15 protein-coding genes are annotated in these 18449 nt (G+C 61.4%); 6 read left to right on the forward strand and 9 right to left on the reverse strand.

The genetic code is table 11. The features are described 5' to 3' along the window. Entirely contained in the window at positions 1–1467 is a 1467-nt protein-coding gene (locus DPV74_RS19535; RefSeq protein WP_059699641.1) for an efflux transporter outer membrane subunit, read from the reverse strand. Positions 1468–1563: 96 nt separating this feature from the next. Between DPV74_RS19535 and DPV74_RS19540 the strand changes: the two genes are divergently transcribed. The 4 genes from DPV74_RS19540 (at position 1564) to DPV74_RS19555 (ending at position 7255) form a co-directional block, all read left to right on the forward strand. Then, positions 1564–2181 carry a TetR/AcrR family transcriptional regulator gene (locus tag DPV74_RS19540; RefSeq protein ID WP_021156923.1) on the forward strand — a complete coding sequence of 206 codons (618 nt, stop codon included), beginning with the start codon at positions 1564–1566 and terminating at the stop codon, positions 2179–2181. 76 nt (positions 2182–2257) lie between these two features. Then, the gene (locus tag DPV74_RS19545) at positions 2258–3379 is read left to right on the forward strand and encodes an efflux RND transporter periplasmic adaptor subunit (protein ID WP_119337805.1); all 1122 of its coding nucleotides are present in this window, start codon (positions 2258–2260) and stop codon (positions 3377–3379) included. Continuing rightward, complete coding sequence (locus tag DPV74_RS19550) at positions 3376–6474, forward strand: efflux RND transporter permease subunit (RefSeq protein WP_119337806.1); 3099 nt, start codon at positions 3376–3378, stop codon at positions 6472–6474. Before DPV74_RS19545 ends, DPV74_RS19550 begins: the two co-directional genes overlap by 4 nt. Before the next feature lie 49 nt (positions 6475–6523). Beyond that, on the forward strand, positions 6524–7255 hold the full coding sequence (locus DPV74_RS19555) for an IS6 family transposase (protein ID WP_119337807.1): 732 nt from the start codon (positions 6524–6526) through the stop codon (positions 7253–7255). 67 nt (positions 7256–7322) lie between these two features. Here DPV74_RS19555 and DPV74_RS19560 read toward each other — a convergent pair whose 3' ends face one another. From DPV74_RS19560 to DPV74_RS19570, 3 genes are read right to left on the reverse strand one after another with little or no spacing between them, the layout of a single operon-like run. Then, positions 7323–8306: an HEXXH motif-containing putative peptide modification protein gene (locus tag DPV74_RS19560; protein ID WP_059699305.1), complete on the reverse strand. Its 984-nt coding sequence runs from the start codon at positions 8304–8306 to the stop codon at positions 7323–7325. Beyond that, the gene (locus DPV74_RS19565) at positions 8303–9607 is read right to left on the reverse strand and encodes an MFS transporter (protein WP_240439999.1); all 1305 of its coding nucleotides are present in this window, start codon (positions 9605–9607) and stop codon (positions 8303–8305) included. The genes DPV74_RS19560 and DPV74_RS19565 overlap by 4 nt, the downstream gene beginning before the upstream one ends. A gap of 4 nt (positions 9608–9611) precedes the next feature. Next, entirely contained in the window at positions 9612–9989 is a 378-nt protein-coding gene (locus DPV74_RS19570; RefSeq protein WP_059666150.1) for a carboxymuconolactone decarboxylase family protein, read from the reverse strand. 470 nt (positions 9990–10459) lie between these two features. Here DPV74_RS19570 and DPV74_RS19575 point away from each other — a divergent pair, with 470 nt between their 5' ends. Next, positions 10460–10708 (forward strand): hypothetical protein, encoded by a 249-nt coding sequence (locus tag DPV74_RS19575; RefSeq protein WP_060174511.1) that lies wholly within the window; start codon positions 10460–10462, stop codon positions 10706–10708. Between the two features lie 10 nt (positions 10709–10718). Beyond that, positions 10719–11087, forward strand: coding sequence for a hypothetical protein (locus DPV74_RS19580; RefSeq protein ID WP_081066310.1), 369 nt, complete (start codon positions 10719–10721; stop codon positions 11085–11087). A 451-nt stretch (positions 11088–11538) separates the two neighbouring features. On the opposite strand, the gene DPV74_RS19585 is transcribed toward DPV74_RS19580, so the two are convergent. The 5 genes from DPV74_RS19585 to DPV74_RS19605 form a co-directional block, all read right to left on the reverse strand. Then, on the reverse strand, positions 11539–11994 hold the full coding sequence (locus DPV74_RS19585) for a hypothetical protein (RefSeq protein WP_119337810.1): 456 nt from the start codon (positions 11992–11994) through the stop codon (positions 11539–11541). Between the two features lie 740 nt (positions 11995–12734). Continuing rightward, entirely contained in the window at positions 12735–13280 is a 546-nt protein-coding gene (locus DPV74_RS19590) for a DUF4303 domain-containing protein (protein ID WP_060311772.1), read from the reverse strand. 20 nt (positions 13281–13300) lie between these two features. After that, positions 13301–16093: an RHS repeat-associated core domain-containing protein gene (locus DPV74_RS19595; protein WP_374708973.1), complete on the reverse strand. Its 2793-nt coding sequence runs from the start codon at positions 16091–16093 to the stop codon at positions 13301–13303. After that, entirely contained in the window at positions 16027–17568 is a 1542-nt protein-coding gene (locus DPV74_RS42145) for a DUF6531 domain-containing protein (RefSeq protein ID WP_374708974.1), read from the reverse strand. The genes DPV74_RS19595 and DPV74_RS42145 overlap by 67 nt, the downstream gene beginning before the upstream one ends. 767 nt (positions 17569–18335) lie before the next feature. After that, on the reverse strand, positions 18336–18449 hold a 114-nt coding region (locus DPV74_RS19605), incomplete at its 5' end, for an integrase core domain-containing protein (protein WP_240439922.1).

The raw sequence follows: 18449 nt of genomic DNA on the forward strand, positions 1-18449 counted from the left end.
TCAGCGTGAAGTCAGCGACGTCTGCCCGACGTGCGATGCCGGATCCCAGCCGCCGCCGAGTGCCTTGAACGTCGAGATCGCCGCACGCGCGGATTCCGTTTGTGCTTGCGCACGCGCGTCGGCGGCCTGGAGCAGCGTCTCGTTGGCGTGCAATACGTCGATGAAACTCGCCGCACCGCTGCGGTACGCGGTCATCGATGCATCCTTGGCGCGGGAAAACGACGACTCGGCATGCGACAGCGTGGCCGCCTGCGCCTGTCGGTTCACCAATGACGAGAGCGAGTTTTCGACGTCCTCGGACGCGCGGAGCACGGCCTGCCGATAGGCCGCGAGCGCTTGCGCGTCGGCGCCTTTCGCCGCTTCGACATCGGCGCCGATGCGCACGAAATCGAACAGGCGCCAGCGCAGCCCGACGAGGCCGGCCGCCTGGTTGGCGCCGCCCGAGAACAACGTGCCGGTGGCGGCGGAGGTCGCGCTGCCGAGGAAGGCGTTCAGCGAGACCGTCGGGTAGTACTCGCCGATCGCGGCGCCAATGCGCGCATTGGCCGCAGCGAGGTGACGTTCGGCGGCGATCAGGTCGGGACGTCTTTGCAGCAGATCGGCTGGCGTGCCCATTTCCGCGAGCGACGGCGCAACGGGGATCAGGGACGGCGGGCTCAGCTCCGCGCGGTGCGTGCCGGGAGGGGAGCCGAGCATCACGTCGAGGGCGTTCGACGCTGCATCGAGCGCCGCGAGCAGGACGGGCACGCCGGCCTGAACCTGGTCGAGCGCACCCTGCGCCTGCTGAACCTGATAGTCGGCCGCCGCGCCTTTCGAATACAGGAGTTTCACGTCCGAGAGCAGCGCCTGCTGCGTCTGCACCTGCCGGGTCGCGATGTCCAGACGGGCCTGGAGCCCCCGGATCGTGACGTAAATGTCCGCGGTCTGGGCCGCGACGGCAAGGCGAGTGGCGACCGCCGCCGCCTGCGTCGCCGAGTAATCGGCGAGCGCGGCTTCACGCTGACGGCGCAGACCGCCAAAGATGTCGATCTCCCAACCGGCCTCCAGGTTGGTTTCGTACTCGGTGCCCCAGCGCGAGTAACCCGGCGTGGCATTGAGCAATTGTCCCAGCGGCGTGTCGACGGACTGATAGGCACGCGCCGCCGACGCGGAGACGGAGGCCGACGGAAGAAGCGCCGCGTTGGCCGTGCCGAGGCGAGCACGCGCCTGAGTGATTTGCGCAACGGCCTGGGCCAGGTCCAGGTTCTGCGCCAGCGCCAACGAAACGTAACGCGTGAGCAGCGGGTCGTTGAAGCTTTCCCACCACGCGGACAGATCGGCAACCGGAGCCTTTGCCGTGCCGGCGGGCGGCTGGGTCATGTAGTGCTGCGCCAGCGGCGCATCCGGGCGGTGGTAGTCGGGACCCACGGCGCACGCCGAGAGGGCGGCGACGCTAGTCAGGAGAACAAGTGAACGGTGCAGGGGCATGATCATTTCGGGAGCGCAACGGTGAGCGGATGTTGTGACCAATATACAATATGGTCACACGTTGTCAACTCGCGAGTGAGGGGCTAAGCTTGAGACATGAACAAACCGACTCCCTCCGCCTCCCCGTCCCGCGGCCCCTCGGACCACGAAGTTCGCGCCCAGATCGTCGACGCCGCAACGGAATACTTCAGCCGCTACGGCTACGAAAAGACCACCGTTTCCGACCTTGCGAAGGAAATCGGGTTTTCAAAAGCCTATATCTACAAATTCTTCGATTCCAAACAGGCGATCGGTCAAGTCATCTGCGCGAATCGCCTCGCCGCGATGATCACCGCCGTCAGGGAAAACATCGACGGCGTACACAGTGCGACGGAAAAATTTCGCCGTATGTTCAAGACCTTGCTTTCATCCGGAAGCGAGCTCTTCTTCCAGGATCGCAAGCTGTACGACATCGCCGCCGTGTCGGCCGCATCACCCTGGCCATCGGTCCAGGGTTATGAGGACCAGATCCGGCAACTCGTCGCCGAGATCCTGCGGCTCGGGCGCGAAACCGGCGAATTCGAACGCAAGACCCCGCAGGACGAGGCGGTGAACGCGATCTTCCTGGTGATGAAACCCTATTTCAATCCGCTGCTGCTCCAGTACAACCTCGAGGGTGCGGAAGAGGCGACGACCCAACTTGCGAACCTGGTACTCAGAAGTCTCGCTCCATGAATCTTGTTGTGACTGTTGACTGAATTGGTCACCGGTATCAGAATGAGGGCTCCTGTTCTTTGCGAGAGGGGACCTCATGTTCCGGCGCCATCATTTTGTCTACACATTGAGCGTGGCTTCGCTTGCGCTCGCGGCATGCGGCGAGCATCCGGCCGCTGATCCGCGTACCGAGGCGCCACTTGTGCGTACGAGCGCCGTTCACGGCGCGGCGGGGGCGAGCCGGTCGTTTTCGGGTGTCGTGGGCGCCCGCGTTCAGAGCGATCTCGGTTTCCGGGTTCAGGGCAAGGTCGTCGAGCGGCTGGTCGACGCGGGCCAGACGGTCAAGCGCGGCCAGCCGCTGATGCGCATCGATCCGATCGATCTGGGGCTGCAGGCTCGTGCACAGCAGAAGCTCGTGGATGCCGCGCAGGCGCGCGCGACGCAGACGGCCGCTGACGAGGCGCGCTATCGGGATCTCGTCGCGGCAGGCGCGGTTTCGGCATCGACCTATGACCAGCTCAAGGCGGCCGCGGACTCCGCCAAGGCCCAGCTCGTCGCGGCGCAGGCGCAGGCCGTGCTCGCCAACAATGCGTCCGGATACGCTGTCGTCATGGCGGACGCCGACGGCGTGGTGGTCGAGACGCTGGCGGAGCCCGGCCAGGTCGTCGCGCCGGGACAAATCGTCGTGCGGCTCGCGCATGCCGGCCCCCGCGAAGCCGTCGTCCAGCTTCCCGAGACGCTGCGTCCCGCATCCGGCTCGATCGCCGAGGCGACGCTGTACGGCGCGGCCCAGAAGCCTGTTCCCGCCGTCCTGCGCCAGCTCTCCGACTCCGCCGATCGGCTGACACGAACCTACGAGGCGCGGTACGTCCTCCAGGGCGCGCTGTCGAATGCGCCGCTCGGCGCGACCGTGACGCTCGATCTCGCCGGCGATGCCGGCCACGCACCCGCCGGCATGGTGGTCCCGGTCGGCGCCGTGTTCGATCCGGGCACGGGCACCGGGGTCTGGACGGTCGACCGGGCCCAATCGCGCGTGACCTGGCGCAAGGTGCGTGTCACCGCATTGAGCGACGACAGTGCGACGGTAACGGGCGACCTTCGCGACGGCGACCAGGTCGTCGCGCTCGGTGCCCAGTTGTTGCACGACGGAGAGCATGTGCGTCTCGCCAACGACAAGATGATCGCGGCATCCGTCTCCGCGCAAGGAGCGGCGCAATGAGCGGCTTCAACTTGTCGGCGCTCGCGGTGCGGGAGCGCTCGGTCACGCTGTTTCTGATCATCCTGATCTCGATCGCCGGCGTGGTTGCCTTCCTGAAACTGGGGCGGGCCGAAGATCCGCCCTTTACCGTCAAGTCGATGACGGTCATTACGGCATGGCCCGGCGCGACCGCGCAGGAAATGCAGGACCAGGTGGCCGAGCCGCTCGAAAAGCGCATGCAGGAACTGCGCTGGTACGACCGGACGGAGACCTATACGCGTCCGGGGTTGGCCTTCACCACGGTGACCTTGCTCGACAGTACGCCGCCCGCGGACGTGCCCGAGGAGTTCTATCAGGCGCGCAAGAAGCTGCATGACGAAGCGGGCAACCTGCCGCCCGGCGTAATCGGCCCGCTCGTCAACGATGAGTACTCCGACGTAACGTTCGCGCTTTTCGCGCTCAAGGCAAAAGGCGAGCCGCAACGAGTGCTGGTGCGCGACGCCGAGGGATTGCGCCAGCGGCTTCTTCATGTGCCGGGCGTCAAGAAGGTGAACATCATCGGCGAGCAGGCGGAACGGATCTATGTCTCGTTTTCGCACGACCGGCTCGCGACGCTCGGCGTGACGCCCCAGGAGATCTTTGCCGCGTTGAACAACCAGAACGTTCTGACGCCGGCCGGTTCGATCGATACGGTGGGCGCGCAGGTCTTCATTCGTGTCGAAGGCGCGTTCGACAAGCTGCAGACCATTCGTGACACGCCGATCGTCGTTCAGGGCCGCACGTTGAAGCTCTCCGACGTGGCGACCGTCGAACGCGGGTACGAAGACCCGGCCACGTTCCAGATTCGCAACAACGGCGAACCGGCGTTGCTGCTCGGCGTCGTGATGCGGGACGGCTGGAACGGGCTCAACCTCGGCAACGCGCTCGACGCGGAGGTCGCATCGATCAATGCCGGGATGCCGCTGGGCATGAGTCTCACGAAGGTGACCGACCAGGCCGTCAATATCCATTCGGCCGTCGACGAATTCATGGTCAAGTTCTTCGTCGCGCTGCTCGTGGTGATGGTCGTGAGCTTCGCGAGCATGGGATGGCGCGTCGGCATCGTCGTGTCGGCGGCGGTGCCGCTGACGCTCGCGGGGGTCTTCGTCGTGATGGCCGCCACGGGCAAGAGCTTCGACCGCATCACGCTCGGTTCGCTGATTCTCGCGCTGGGCCTGCTCGTCGACGACGCGATCATCGCCATCGAAATGATGGTCGTGAAAATGGAGGAGGGCTACAACCGCGTCCAGGCGTCGGCTTACGCGTGGAGCCATACGGCCGCGCCGATGCTGTCGGGCACGCTGGTCACGGCGGTCGGCTTCATGCCGAACGGCTTCGCGCGCTCGACGGCCGGCGAATACACGAGCAACATGTTCTGGATCGTCGGCATCGCGCTGATCACGTCGTGGGTCGTGGCCGTCGTCTTCACGCCGTACCTCGGCGTCAAGCTGTTACCCGACATCGCCGTGATCGAAGGCGGCCACGAAGCGATCTACAACACGCGGAACTACCAGCGCTTTCGCCGTTTCCTCAGGCGCGTGATCGGACGCAAGTGGATGGTCGCCGGGATCGTGGTGGCATCGTTCGTGGTTGCCGTGATGGGCATGGGACTGGTGAAGAAGCAGTTCTTCCCGACGTCCGATCGCCCGGAAGTGCTCGTCGAAGTGCAGATGCCCTATGGGACTTCGATCGAGCAGACCGCGTCGGCAACGGAAAAAGTCGAGGCGTGGCTCGCGAAGCAGCCGGAAGCGCAGATCGTGACCTCGTACATCGGGCAGGGTGCGCCGCGCTTCTATCTGGCCATGTCTCCGGAGTTGCCGGATTCGTCCTTCTCGAAGATCGTGATCCGCACGAGCGATGAGCACCAGCGGGAAGCGCTCAAATTCCGTCTGCGCAAGGTCGTCGCCGAAGGATTGGTGCCCGGGGCGCAGGTTCGCGTCACGCAGCTGGTGTTCGGCCCTTACTCGCCTTACCCCGTTGCGTTCAGGGTCATGGGCCCGGACGCGGGGACGTTGCGCACCATCGCCGCGCAGGTCGAGCGGACCATGAAGGCCAGCCCGATGATGCGAACGGTGAACGCCGACTGGGGGCCGCGTGTTCCCACCGTGCATTTCACGCTCGATCAAAATCGTCTCGGGTCGTTCGGGCTGACGTCCAGCTCGGTCGCGCAGCAACTGCAATTCCTGCTGACCGGAATTCCCGTCACGCACGTGCGCGAGGACATTCGTTCGGTGGAGCTGGTCGCGCGTTCGGCGGGAGACACCCGGCTCGACCCGCAACGGATCGAGGAATTCACGCTGATCGGTAACGCAGGGCAGCGGGTGCCGCTCTCGCAGGTCGGCAAGGTCGACATCCGCATGGAGGATCCGATCCTGCGCCGTCGCGATCGAACGCCGACGATTACCGTGCGTGGCGATATCGCCGAAGGATTGCAACCGCCCGACGTGTCGACCGCGATGCTCGCGCAATTGCAGCCCATCATCGCGAAGCTGCCGGGCGGCTACCGGATCGAGGAGGCCGGCTCCATCGAGGAGGCCAACAAGGCGACCAATGCGCTCGCGCCGCTGTTCCCGATCATGATTGCGCTGACGCTGCTCATCATCATTTTCCAGACGCGCTCGATTGCCGCGACCATGATGGTGTTCGCGACCAGTCCGCTGGGTTTGATCGGCGTGGTGCCGACACTCCTGCTGTTCAATCAGCCCTTCGGCATCAACGCATTGGTGGGGCTCATTGCGCTCTCCGGCATCCTGATGCGCAACACGCTGATCCTGATCGGCCAGATCGAAGAGAACACGCGTGCGGGCATGGCGCCGTTCGATGCGGTAGTGGAGGCCACCCTGCAGCGCTCGAGGCCCGTGATCCTGACTGCGGTTGCCGCGATGCTTGCGTTCATTCCGCTGACCCATTCCGTGTTCTGGGGCACGCTGGCCTATACGCTGATCGGAGGAACTTTCGCAGGAACGATACTGACGTTGGTGTTTCTGCCAGCGATGTACTCGATCTGGTTCAAGATCCGGCCCGGGGCAGAGGAAAGCCACTCTGCGCTCGAACCCAGCGCCAGCGTGACTTCGTAGACATGTGGGCTTTGTCACGTTACGGAGGGTGATCGCGTAGGATGCCGGAATGACGAATCCCAAATCGCTTTACCACGGCCATCGTTTCCCAGCTGCGATCATCAGCCTGGCAGTCCGATGGTACTTCCGGTTCCAGCTCAGTCTGCGCGACATTGAGGAACTGCTGTTCGAACGCGGTGTCATCGTCAGCCACGAAACCATCCGTCGCTGGTGCGACAAATTCGGTGCAGTCTTCGCGGGCTGCGCGAAGACTGTACGACGCAAGACCGGCAGCACCTGGCACCTCGACGAGATGTTCGTGACTCTGCGCGGCGAGCCTTATGTGCTGTGGCGCGCCGTCGACGAGCATGGCGCCGAACTCGACATCCTGCTGCAGAAGCGGCGTGATAAAGCTGCCGCCAAACGTTTCTTCCAGCGAGTGCTGCATTCCTTTCCGGCGCCGCGAAAGATCGTTACCGATCAGCTGCGCAGTTATCCTGCTGCGAAGGCGGAGTTACCGGAACTGGCGAACGTGAAGCACGTGTTCGTGAAGGCCTGTGCGCGCGTGAACAACCGTGTTGAGAACAGCCATCAACCCACCCGCGAACGCGAGCGACGCATGCGAGGGTTTCGCGACCCGAAGCGAACTCAGGCCTTCCTCGCGAGCTTCGGACCGATCCGTCAGCATTTCGCCTTGAAGCGACATCTACTGCGCGCCTCTCTTTATCGCAAACACCTTGCCGCACGTTTCTCGACGTGGCATGAATTCACCGAAGTCCCCCCCATTCCGTCTGCAGCATGACGCAGCGGGTCACTCTTACGCTCGCTCCGTACTTACTCGGCTAACTTGACAAAGCCCGCAGCCTCAATCAGCAGGACGCCAGCGATTTTGCACAATCCCGCCCCTCATGGATCAATTCCCGCGCGACGTTGGACAAAACGCCATAACGCTCGATCGTCGAGAAGCCGGCATCGAGTCGGGCATGGTACAGCCCGAGCATCTCCTTGATCGTGACCCGATCGGCATCAGATAGCGCCGCACGCTCAAGAATGCGCGTAAACGCAACCAGCAGGCGTTGGATGACAAACGTCGCGTGATAGATCGCAAGCATGTCGCGGGCATCCCGACGCAGCGGAGACGCATACTTTATTTCCGGGCTGTTTTGAACGAGTTCCTCGCGCAAATTGATGCCATATAGGTAGGTGTGCGCCGCCTCATGAACCAGCTTGTCGAGCAGGAAGATCCAACTCAGGTCGATCTCCCCGTTCACGAGAATCATCGATTGAAGCTTATCACCCGTTAGCGATAACGCACGCTCGCTAGTCGCACCGGCCGATTCAAAAAAGACGATCGAGCCGACGAGGATCTCGATCTCCGCGGCGAGTTCCGCATACGCGGCTTCAAGCACCCGAACGCCGTGTGTCATAGCCGCTTCCGCGAGTTGCTCCTTTTCCCGGGGCAGCGGCCGTAAGACAATCTCCGTATAGGATGTGCCACCCGAGATTTCGTCCAGCACCTCGCGTAGCAACTTGCAATCGATGCGCGATGCCGGCGTGAATCGAGGCAGCGTCTCGTATCGGTCGCGCGCGATGACCGTGAGCAGGCGCGACGCTTCCGGCAGCTTGTTCTGCTCCGCCAAGCGGATCACATAGTGGTAGGCGAAGCTGTGAAATCCATTGAATCCGGCGGGCTGCAAGGTTGCGAAGTGCGCGTGGACGCTGTCGGGAAACAGCGCCGGCGCATGTGCCGCGAGTTGTTCGAGCAGATCCTCATACGCGGACTTCAGTTGGGATTTGAACCCCGTTGACAGCGACGAAGCCACACTTGCCACCGGAAGAAAGGGATAGGTCATGACAGTGATTGAAGGTCGAACAGTTCTCGGTTAGTCTGGAGATAGTGAGGCAAGCCACTATCTCCGGAATTGAGCATGAGCCTCAACGGCCTGGAAAAGACGATACAAAGGAGTGCAAGCACGAAAAGTTCGCTGCCGTAGATGATGACGGCGTCGGGCGACAGTGTCTTGAGGGCCACGCCCGATATCCAGATGCCCAAAGGAGCGGCGGCCGTGCAAAGAAACATCAGGCTCGATTCCATGCCGGTGCGATGCCCTTCCGGAATCGCCATCGCTCGTTTCGAATTGACTGTGACGTTGAACGTCGTCAACCCGACACCCAATGCGAAACCCAGCACGCACCAAGTGAGGAGATGGTGCGTGAACCCGAACGCAAAGATGGAGGCGCCGATCATTCCGATGCCGACGCTCGAAACTGCATGATCGGAAGCGATGCGCCGGGCTTGCTGGATCAGCAGGGCAGAAGCCCCCAATACGCCCGCGCCCAACGACAGCTCGATGCTGGCCACGTTCAGCATGGTGCCGCCCTCCGCGAGAACCTTGGCTGGCAACAGGAAGAATATGAACGGGACGAACAGCATGTTGGCGAGCAGCGACGCTGTCGCGATCGCCCGCTCGGCTCGAATACCGAGTACCCGTTGCATCCCGTGGCGCAGGTCCCGGAAAAACGACGGTGCTGGCCCGGCGCGCGTTCGCACCGATTGCACCGCACTGAACGACATGTGGAAGGCGAGCGAGGCCACGACGCCGAGACAACTGCTCGCGGCACTCAGCCAAAGCGCGGACTCGCCGCCAAATGCCCCGATCATGAAGCCCGCCAACGTCGGGCCGAACAGGATGTTCAGGATGAAACCCGACGCCTTCAGGCGCAAACCTCTGCGAACCTCGTCGGCATCGGGCGAAATCTCGGGTATCAGCGGTGTGCTCAGCGGCATCAGGGCCGCCACGGCGACGCTCGAGGTCACGCTTGCGATGACGATAACGACAACAAGCCAATTCGAGTGGGTGACGTGAAGCGTACGTGCAACGACGACGACCGGTATCACCGATGCAAGTGCGAGCAGCGACGCGCACAGCAACACGGTGCTCTTGCGGATTCGCTCGGCGACAACGCCGACAAATGGAAGGAATAGCAAGGTCGTCGCCCACGTCGCGATTAGCGTCAGCGTGAGTGCCGACGGGCTTGCGATGTCCTTCAGCAAAAGCCAGGTGGCATAGAATTGCAGGATGCGCGACGAAACCGTCACGGCTGCGTCGGCTAACACATAAGTCACGATCAGCTGCCATCGGGTCGAGTGCATCACGCTATTCGCTCTTCTGAAACTCGTCGGCAACGGATTTGAAAATGGCTGCCGCGTTGAACGCCCGTGCGTTCCCGGCAAAAACTTGCACCTGAATAAATACCTCGCGAATTTGTTCGATCGGTATGCCGAGGTGCAGGGCAGCGCCAAGTTGAAAACGCAATTGATTCTCGCAGCCGCCCATGGCGCTGATTACCCCGAGCGTGACGAGGTGCCGTGTCTTCAGATCAATGCCGGGTCGGCGATACGCGTATCCATAAATGTCCGAAGCCAGTTTATCAACGAGATCGGGAAATACCGGCCGCACGGTCTCGTTGGCCAGCCGGACGCCGTCTGGATTGAACATCTGAAGCAGGTCGCCGTTCTGTTCGATGGGATTCATCGGTCGCCTCTGTCCGATATGGCGGATCCCGGGATCCGCCATTGACAATTCACTACGCTGCTGTCACTTCAGGGCAGCGGTAATTGCGTGGACGATTTTGCTTTGTGCACCTTTCATGACCATCTTGTTTTCGATCTTCATCTGAAGCTCCACGTATTAAAAATTAAAGCAATCCGAAAGAAACGTTCAGGCTCGATGCAGTTCGTTACGAACCGCAGGGCAATACTTGCAGGTAAACAAATTTAGGTAAAGCAAAAAAATATTAGATGCATTGCCGAGAATTTGATGGATTCAATTCGCGTCTCTTAGCCAAGAGCGATCTTTGGGCTAGCAATCATCATCCAATTGATTATAAAGAATATTTTTTAGGGAGCGGAGCGCAAACTCTTGTCGCAGCTAGATCGACTTACACCGGTAAACTGCACCGAAATCAAGGGGATCCCGGAACCAGTGACTCGATGAGGAAAATGATGACGAAAGCGTATGACGAACAGCGGATCCTAGAGCAGCAGGTTCGCGATTGGACCGCAGAACTCAAGCGCCTAGCCGGCCAGATCGCTGCGGCAAGAGGTATGCCGAGTGCAATCGTGATGATCACACCGACCGATGAAGACTACTGGGACGTCATACCCGAGTTGATCGCGGAGGACGCGCTGCAGGTCCGTACGTACGGCTGGCCCGCCGGTTTCAATGTTGAGATCCTCAACCAGGCTGATTAGGAGTGACCTGATGACTCACAAGACCAACAAAAGGGTACTCGCCAGGCCGGAGCCCCTGCGCGTCGATGGAATCGTGTTCCACGTCGCGCTGCATGAAGATCGCTGGATCGAAACAATCGGTGTCCCGTTCGAACATCGTGGTCGCACTTGGGCCGTGCATCGCAGCACGCTCTCCGATCCGTACACGCCGGCGCTGTTCTCGGTGTCGGACGTGGAAACGGGACGAAGCATTGGAAGGATCATGGAAGGGTCGATCGACGCCGCGCGCACCGTGGCGATTGAGAAGATCGACCGAGCCACACCTGAGCAATGGGAGGCGTTTTGCTCTGCAGAGCGATCGGCGAATCCACGCGGGCGCCTGCGTGCTACAGCTGCTTGATCCATGTCGAACCACCTCAGCAGGAGGCTCTGCCCCAGCGCACTTACGTTCGAATTGAATTCACCAAGCCGCGTGCGGCTGAAGGGCCCGTCGATCGTTACGATCGCGTGTTTCGACATCGACAGCATGGAGACGCTGGAGGTCGGATGCCTATTGAGTACCAGGGGCGACGACGTGGTCGAGTGTGCCCGTGTAGGGGGGCGACCTTGCTTTTCGCCCGCAGGCAAGCGTCGATCTCGAAGTGCGGTGAGCCGCGTGTACCGCCGTGCCCTGGCAGATGAATGAGCTGGGCGGCCGGCCCCAGTTCGTGCCGACGTGGTGCCGGTCGAGGCATCGATGGATGCCAGTCTTGCTAGACGCGGCGCGTCGACTGAACCGCAGATTGCGGCAGGAGTTCCCGTCGCCATGCAAGCAATCACACTTGAAATGGGGTTCGAGTGATCCACCCTGGCTACCAAAACTCCACACCTCGCGCGGCGGCTCGTTTGTACGCCGCTGCGTGAAAATCCCGTAGGTCGAACGCTCGGCGATCGGTGTTCAAAGGACAGATCGCCGCGGCCTCGACCACAAATAGAGCGGGCGCAAACCGATCTTGATCGGTCGGGTTGCGTCGCACCCATCCGTGTGTGCCCCACGCGTCAATTAGACCTCTATTCGCGAGCAGACGGTCGAACGCATCGACCCTCTCAAGGAAACAGGCGCGTGTGTTTTCGTCTGAGAACACGTCTGTCGCCACGGCCGCGAGAGCGACCTCGTAAGGGCCAGGATCCGCTCCATAGAACGCAATCAGCATCCCAAGAATCTTCGAAACCCGGCGCGTATCGACCAACACCTCGCCATCGTGGATCGCGCCGGCCAGCTCGAAGGCCGAACAGAACAGGCGTGGCATCAACAGCGGGACGTTCACGATGACCTCCGGTGTCGTGTCGAGTACGATATAAGCGAGGGAACCTCGCACGGCAAGCAGTCCCGATTTATTCTCGGACCTCGTGCGACGCCCCCAAGCGTGCTCTTTACCTCGCGTGTGGCGTCGTCGATCGTAACGAAAGTTTGCGCTATGCTGCTGCAGTGATCGTGTGACCCAGACAATCCCCATGCTGATTCGCAAACAGGGACGCGTAGTCAAGTTGGTGCGCCTCGAACCGTCGAGAGGATCTGCCGCGGTCGGGCGATCGCGTGAGGGCGCTCGTTGTGTCCGTCGTGTAGTCGGGTCGTTTCGCGTCAACGAACCGGTGCCACGGATGCTACTCCAGGTGTTGAACCGCGCCGAACGCCAGACGCTCTCGTGTTGGATGGCTGTCTATCGCGAAGAGCAGGCCCGTGCGCGAGCCCTACCGGTTCTTGCATCGGCAGCCCAGCAATTCGACATGATCGTTGCCGCATTAGATGCTGCTGCAGATACTCTATCGGTCGCGGACGCCGAGCACCTGTGGGCGCAATTGCAGGCGATCTCGCGCGCGCTGAAGCGGGCAGGGCATGCGCGACCGCGAGCTGCACGTCGGCCGGCTCGACCGGCACCTGGTCAACGAGATTTCTTTTGTGAAACCGACGAACTTGTGCAGCCTGCCCGACAGTAAGTGATCGTCGGCATCGTGACCTTGTCACGTCTCAATCCGCGGCCGGTGTTTCTGATGGGTATTTCCGCTGCTAGTCGTAGCGCTTGATGAAGCGATCGAACACGGAAGGCGGGTTCAATACCTTGGCCGATTTGTTCTCTAGATCCACGGACCCGTCGTCATCACTGATCGTGACGAACAGCGTGATTTTCTCGCGCTCCGCACCGGTTCCGAACAGTCCTTCCTGATCGAGAAGTCGCAGCGCTTCGATCATGTCGCTCTGGAGATCTTCAAAAAAGACGTGAAACTTCGCTTCCGGAAAGTTCGGACCAAGTACCGTGTCGGCCAACCTTTTGCATAAGGGATTGAACGAGTCCGACTCGGCTGCTTCATACGCCCATTCGCCGGTCGCCCACGTGAACTCCGGAGCATCCTCGTCGTCATCGATTTCCATCTGTTCGCGGACCCGCTTCAACCCCTCCTCAGTATTGGCGGCCGGCACGACGGTCATCGCGCCACTGTCGGTGTAGAGAGCAAAAGCATAAAAATGTTCGTCGGGATGTGCCGCAAGAAGGGCGCGGTAAGTCACTCGTGCCGCGTCGGCAATCTCCCGCGCGAAATCAGGAAACACGCTCATATTGACCCTCGCTGTATGACCTAGTCGTTGTTACCTAGAAAAACTTCTCGACCGATTCGTTGTAGTTCGGCCCGCATTGCTGCTTGTCCTTCAGCGCGCGGCAGATCCATCGCGCTGATTCTAGCATCGGACTTTTCCCACGCATCGGCTACCGCCTTCGCGTTAACTGCGGAGTGGCCCTCGTTGGGTGCCCACATCAAGGCGTCCTTGTCGTATACCGGATCAATATCCCATTTCTTCGCGACTGCACGGCTTCTCTCAAGCTGCTTCAAGATCGACGGGCGCGTCTTGAAATCCCCCTTGAAGATGATGTGGTGGGCGTGCGGCTTGATCATCCCCTCCGGCGCCTTCGTGCCGGATATCTTCTCGAAGTACCTGCCCCAGCAGTCCTGCAACCCCAGCGGGTCCATGAACTCTATCGGGTTGTGCACGTAAGATTGTGTTCGGTATCCGCCTTCGAGTCCGATCGGATCGCTGCTCAGGTATTGTCCAGAGTCGGGGTCATAGTATCGATGGAGGTTGTAGCTCAGGCCAGTCTCGTCGTCTGCCCACTGACCCGGGAATCGATGCGACGAATCGACGACGGTGCTAATCGGGTCGTTTGCCGCTGGCCTGGCCGGTAACTTTTTGCCCCAGAGCGAGTAGGAGCCGGTCCAAACAGCCTTCCCGGTCGAATCAAACACGGCCCTCGGTAGCCCAATCTGATCCGTCACGATCGGGTAAAGGCCGCCGTCGGTCTCTTGCGCCAGGGGCAGATACGTGTCGGGTTCGATGTGCCAGGTGACACATTGGCCGGTGGTGCCGTCTCGCATCTCGACCCATTGCTCTGCGAGCGTGGCGCCGTCCCAAAGGAACCGTGTAGCTTGCCTGTCTCCGACGTGTCGCTTCTCGATGCGTCGGTCGAACGCATCGTAGCCGTAGGACCAGACTCCTCGTTCGGGCGTTACGACCTTCACCAGACGATTCAGGCCGTCCCAGGTGTACAGCCACGTCTGGGCTCGGAATCCCGGGCGGGCGACGGTCTTTTCGATTGTCCGCCCCCGCTTGTCATAGCGGTACCTGACGTGTCCGACTTGCTCTGGCAGTCCGCCTGGCCGATACATGTGAGCATCCACGGCGTCTTGGTGGCCATGCGCCGCAACGTTCATCGCCGCGTCGTAGCGGAAATGCTCGGACGGGTGAACGAGGCTCGTCGCGGACACGACCTGCCCACGTGCGTCGTGCTTGAGCTCGAGCGAATCGGTGTTCGTTTGCAGACGCTCCAGTTGGCCCGCTTGATCGTATTCATAGACGTGGCGGGTCAATTGCTCGATCGCGCGCACAGAATCGGTTTGCAGAGCTTCGAACGCGGCACGCGGCCCGGCAACTTGGCGCTGAAGCCGTCCCACGGGATCGTAGTCCTGCCGCGAGAGGAAGTCGCCGAATTGTCCCCCGGTCATGCGTCCAAGGCCATCTCGATGGATCGCTAGACCGGCAACCTCCGTGCAAGCTCCCAGGGCGTCGTACGCATAGGCAGTCTCACGTCGCGGCGTCGTACGCATGAGACGCCTTCCCTCCGCATCGTACATGTGACGCAGGAGTTCGCCGTTCTGGTCCTCGGCGATAAGCCGGCCGCCACTGCCATACGCGAAATTCGTGATATGCGTCGCTTCGCCGTTCACCGAGCTGGCCGATGCGAGATGACCACTTGCGTCGTAGCGGTAGAGGAGCTTGGCGTCGCCGGCGTCGATTTCGACGACTCGGTCGTACAGATCGTAGCCGTAGCGCCATTGACCGCCATCGGGCAGCGTCTTTGCAAGGAGTTTGCCAGCCGCATCGCGCGCGTAGCGCGTCTCGCGCCCACCCCAGTCGATTTCGCCGACGAGACGGCCGGCGGCGTCGTATTGATAGGTGTAAGTTTCGCCGAGCTGATTGACAACGCGTGTCAGGCGGGTCGCATGATCGTATTCGAATTGAATCATGTGGCCTGTCGCGTCGATCGTCGAAGTTAAGAGATCGAAGGGGCCGAAGGTTCTTTTCGTCGTTCGTCCGAGCGGGTCGATCCACTCGACGGGCAAGCCCTCGCCGTTATAGCGCACACGCAACACCGAGCCGTCTGGACGTGTGAGAGCGGTCAACTGTCCGCGGGGATTGTCGGGCCCGTCGACGTAGCTGAAGCGTGTCGTTGCGCCGTCCGGTGTGGTCTCTTCTAGCACGCGGCCAAGTAGATCGACCTTGCGCAGCAACTTTGCGCCAGAGGGCAGCTCAACAGAGCGAGGACGATGGTGCTCGTCGTAACTAAGCTTCGTTTCGCGCTCGCCCTGAACGATTCGCAAGAGCTCGCCCCGGGCGCCATACCGATAGCTCGTTCGCACGCCGTCGGCGTCGGTGCGGGCGATGATGCGGCGGAGATGGTCGTACTCCCACTGAATCTTGCTTCCGTTCGGTTGAATTGCGGAAAGCAAAAGCTGCGAATCGTCGTATTCGACCTGCAACGCGCGGCCACCGTGGTCCTCGACCTCGACCAACAAACCGACCTCGTTATAGCGGAACGTGGTTCGCCTGCCGAGCGCATCAGTCCTGGCAGTGAGATGGCCGAACGTCCACTCTTGCCGGACACATGCACCGGTTGGATCGGTCTCCGCGATCACCATGCCGTCGTCGTCGTACTCGAACACACGCTGTCCGTCTGCGTCGATCACCCGAGTCAGGCGGCTTTCGTATACGAAACGACCAGTGTGGTAGCCCTCGGCGGTACCGGTCTCGATCACTCGTCCGTCAGAATCATAGAGATACCGGACATCGGTCTGATCACTGTCGCGCCAGCGGACCATCCATCCGCGTCGTACTCATAGTGAAACCGCCCGAACTGATAGCTCGCGACGTCGGCGAGCGCACCGCTGCTATAGCGGTACTCGACGAGAGTGCGAGGCGTACTGTCGTTCTCGTGAAGAACTATGCGATCCGGATTCGCATCGCTTGCGTGATAGTGCACTTCAACGGTGTATCCGTCTGTATGTTTGAGGCTAGAAAGTCGATCTGAGCCATCGTAGGATAGGGTGATTGCGTTGCCGTCGAGATCTTCAATGCGCTCAAGTCGAGACTCACGCGCGTCCGTCAATGGCGCAAAAATATGGAGTACGCGGGAATCTCTGTCCAAGATGCGTGGTTCTTCTCGGCTTCCGACGAGTCGATATCGCGGCGCAGTGACATTGATGGAGTTGAGCGCCATCTCTGGCGCATCGAATCCAATCGCGAGACCTGCACCGTTGTGAAAGTACACGAATCGTTCGTCGGTGATCGATAGCCGCTGCGACCACGAATCGGACCAGCGTGGGCCCAACATTCCTCTGTCATCCGAACGTGTCCGGTAACGACGAGTCAGCTCGAGCGGGAGCACGCCAGGGATCGACAGGTCGGTTCGAATTTCGAGCAGCTCACCGGACACTGGGTCGACCGGGTCTTTACATAGGGAGCGGGTTGCGTCGTCGATGCCGAGACGCTTTGCGGACACCCGTGCGATCGCGCCCCCGGCGATCCCGCCGATCAGGCCGGCGATGAATTCCTGCGTTGCTGATAGTTCAGGGTTCTTCGGCCCGTATTGCCCAGTCGTCTTGTCGATGAAGATGCTTTTGCGGCCGGAGTTGATCTTGCCGCTGCAATGAGTCTCGTGGCCGATTCGGACGAGCGGGAGACCGTTGACGAATACGGTTTTGCTACCTTGCACCAGCGGCTGCGGACCGGAATGGTGATCGCACTGCACGATGTCGGTTACGCGGGCAACCTTCTTTCCTTCGAAGAAGACGTTGCTCGAACCAGTCTTGATCTGCCCGCAATCGCTTCCCATGCTCTGGCTTGCGGAGGCGAGGGCACTTCCAAGGCTGAGGCCTGCTCCCAGCGCTGCGCCGGCTAAAACCACTCCGAGCACGCCTCCAGTGGCGATCGTTGCAGCCAGTAGGGCGCCAGCGGCCACGCCGACGGCGATGCCGGCAACAATGCCCCAGAAGCCGGATGAGTGGGCAACTGCGTCTCCGACACAAGCCGGATGGGGGGCGCCGCGGCCGATCGTCAAACCCAGCGCGTCACCTGCGCCGACAAATCGATCAGCCATCCATCCGGTGAACCCAACCTCGTCGAGGCCCCATGCGACGCCTGCGGCTATGACCGCGGGGGCAGCGGCCAACGCGCCGGCTCCTAAAGCAGCGGCGCCAGTCGCGCCAGCTCCAATCGCCGCGGCGCCGACGGCGTACCCCGCATAGCCGACGCCGGCGCCAAGCATTGCATAGTTTGCGCCGGCGACATACTTCATCTGCTGCTGCTTAACGAGGTCGCCGTCTTCCAGTTTCTGGATCGGGCCGGACAGGGCGGAATTTGCGCCGGCGCCGGTGGGAGGCGCCCAAGGGGACAGAGGAGCGGGACGAGAATCCAGCGCGTAAGTGGCCTGAAGGACGGCGTAGCGGGGCCAGATAGGCCTGGACGGCCGCGCAGGTACCGTACACGCGGAAGCGGTTCATGAAATGGTCCGACCCTATGGCGATCTGCGGGGGCGTGCACGCAAATTGGGCGGGATTACTTGCGAGGCGATCGACCAGGAGGAACGGAGGAGGTGGGCGAGAGTGTGGGCCCGGACTCGTTAGAGCAGCGACATTTGGATTGAATCGCTCTCTTGGACGGCGTGAGCCATATCACTTTTGAGGTGCTCGCGCCGCTCGGATCGTTGTTCATTCCCGGGTAGAGGATCACCGCCGGCGCTCGGCCTGACCTTGCGTACCCACTCGACACCAAGCACGTCGGAGGAGAAAACAACGCCTGGCGCGACCCGTACAAGCTGGCTCATCCGACGGCCCTCTTAGAGCGAATGAATATCGAAGTGTGACGCTGCGTATCGTGCGCTGCAGCTCCGCACTTCAACGTCGTCACGGGTGAAGGTTGCCCATCCATCCGTGACGATCATCTCCGCGCACGGAAATACGTCGCGATGTCCGTTTGCCGTTGCTGCGACGATCGTACGCTCACGACACGTTGCCGAGTATCTCCCATCGGACTGGAGTTGACCCTGTAATACCGGACACAGCATCACACTAAGGTTGCTGAATCCATCGAGCGCCGGAACTCGCGAGGCGAGCGGTATTTCAACGCGCTATGGGGATGCTTCTCGTTGTAATGCTCGAACGCGATGGCCAGGTTGCG

Origin of the sequence: Burkholderia sp. HAN2018 (genome assembly GCF_024704855.1) — a bacterium.
GTDB lineage: Bacteria > Pseudomonadota > Gammaproteobacteria > Burkholderiales > Burkholderiaceae > Burkholderia > Burkholderia cepacia.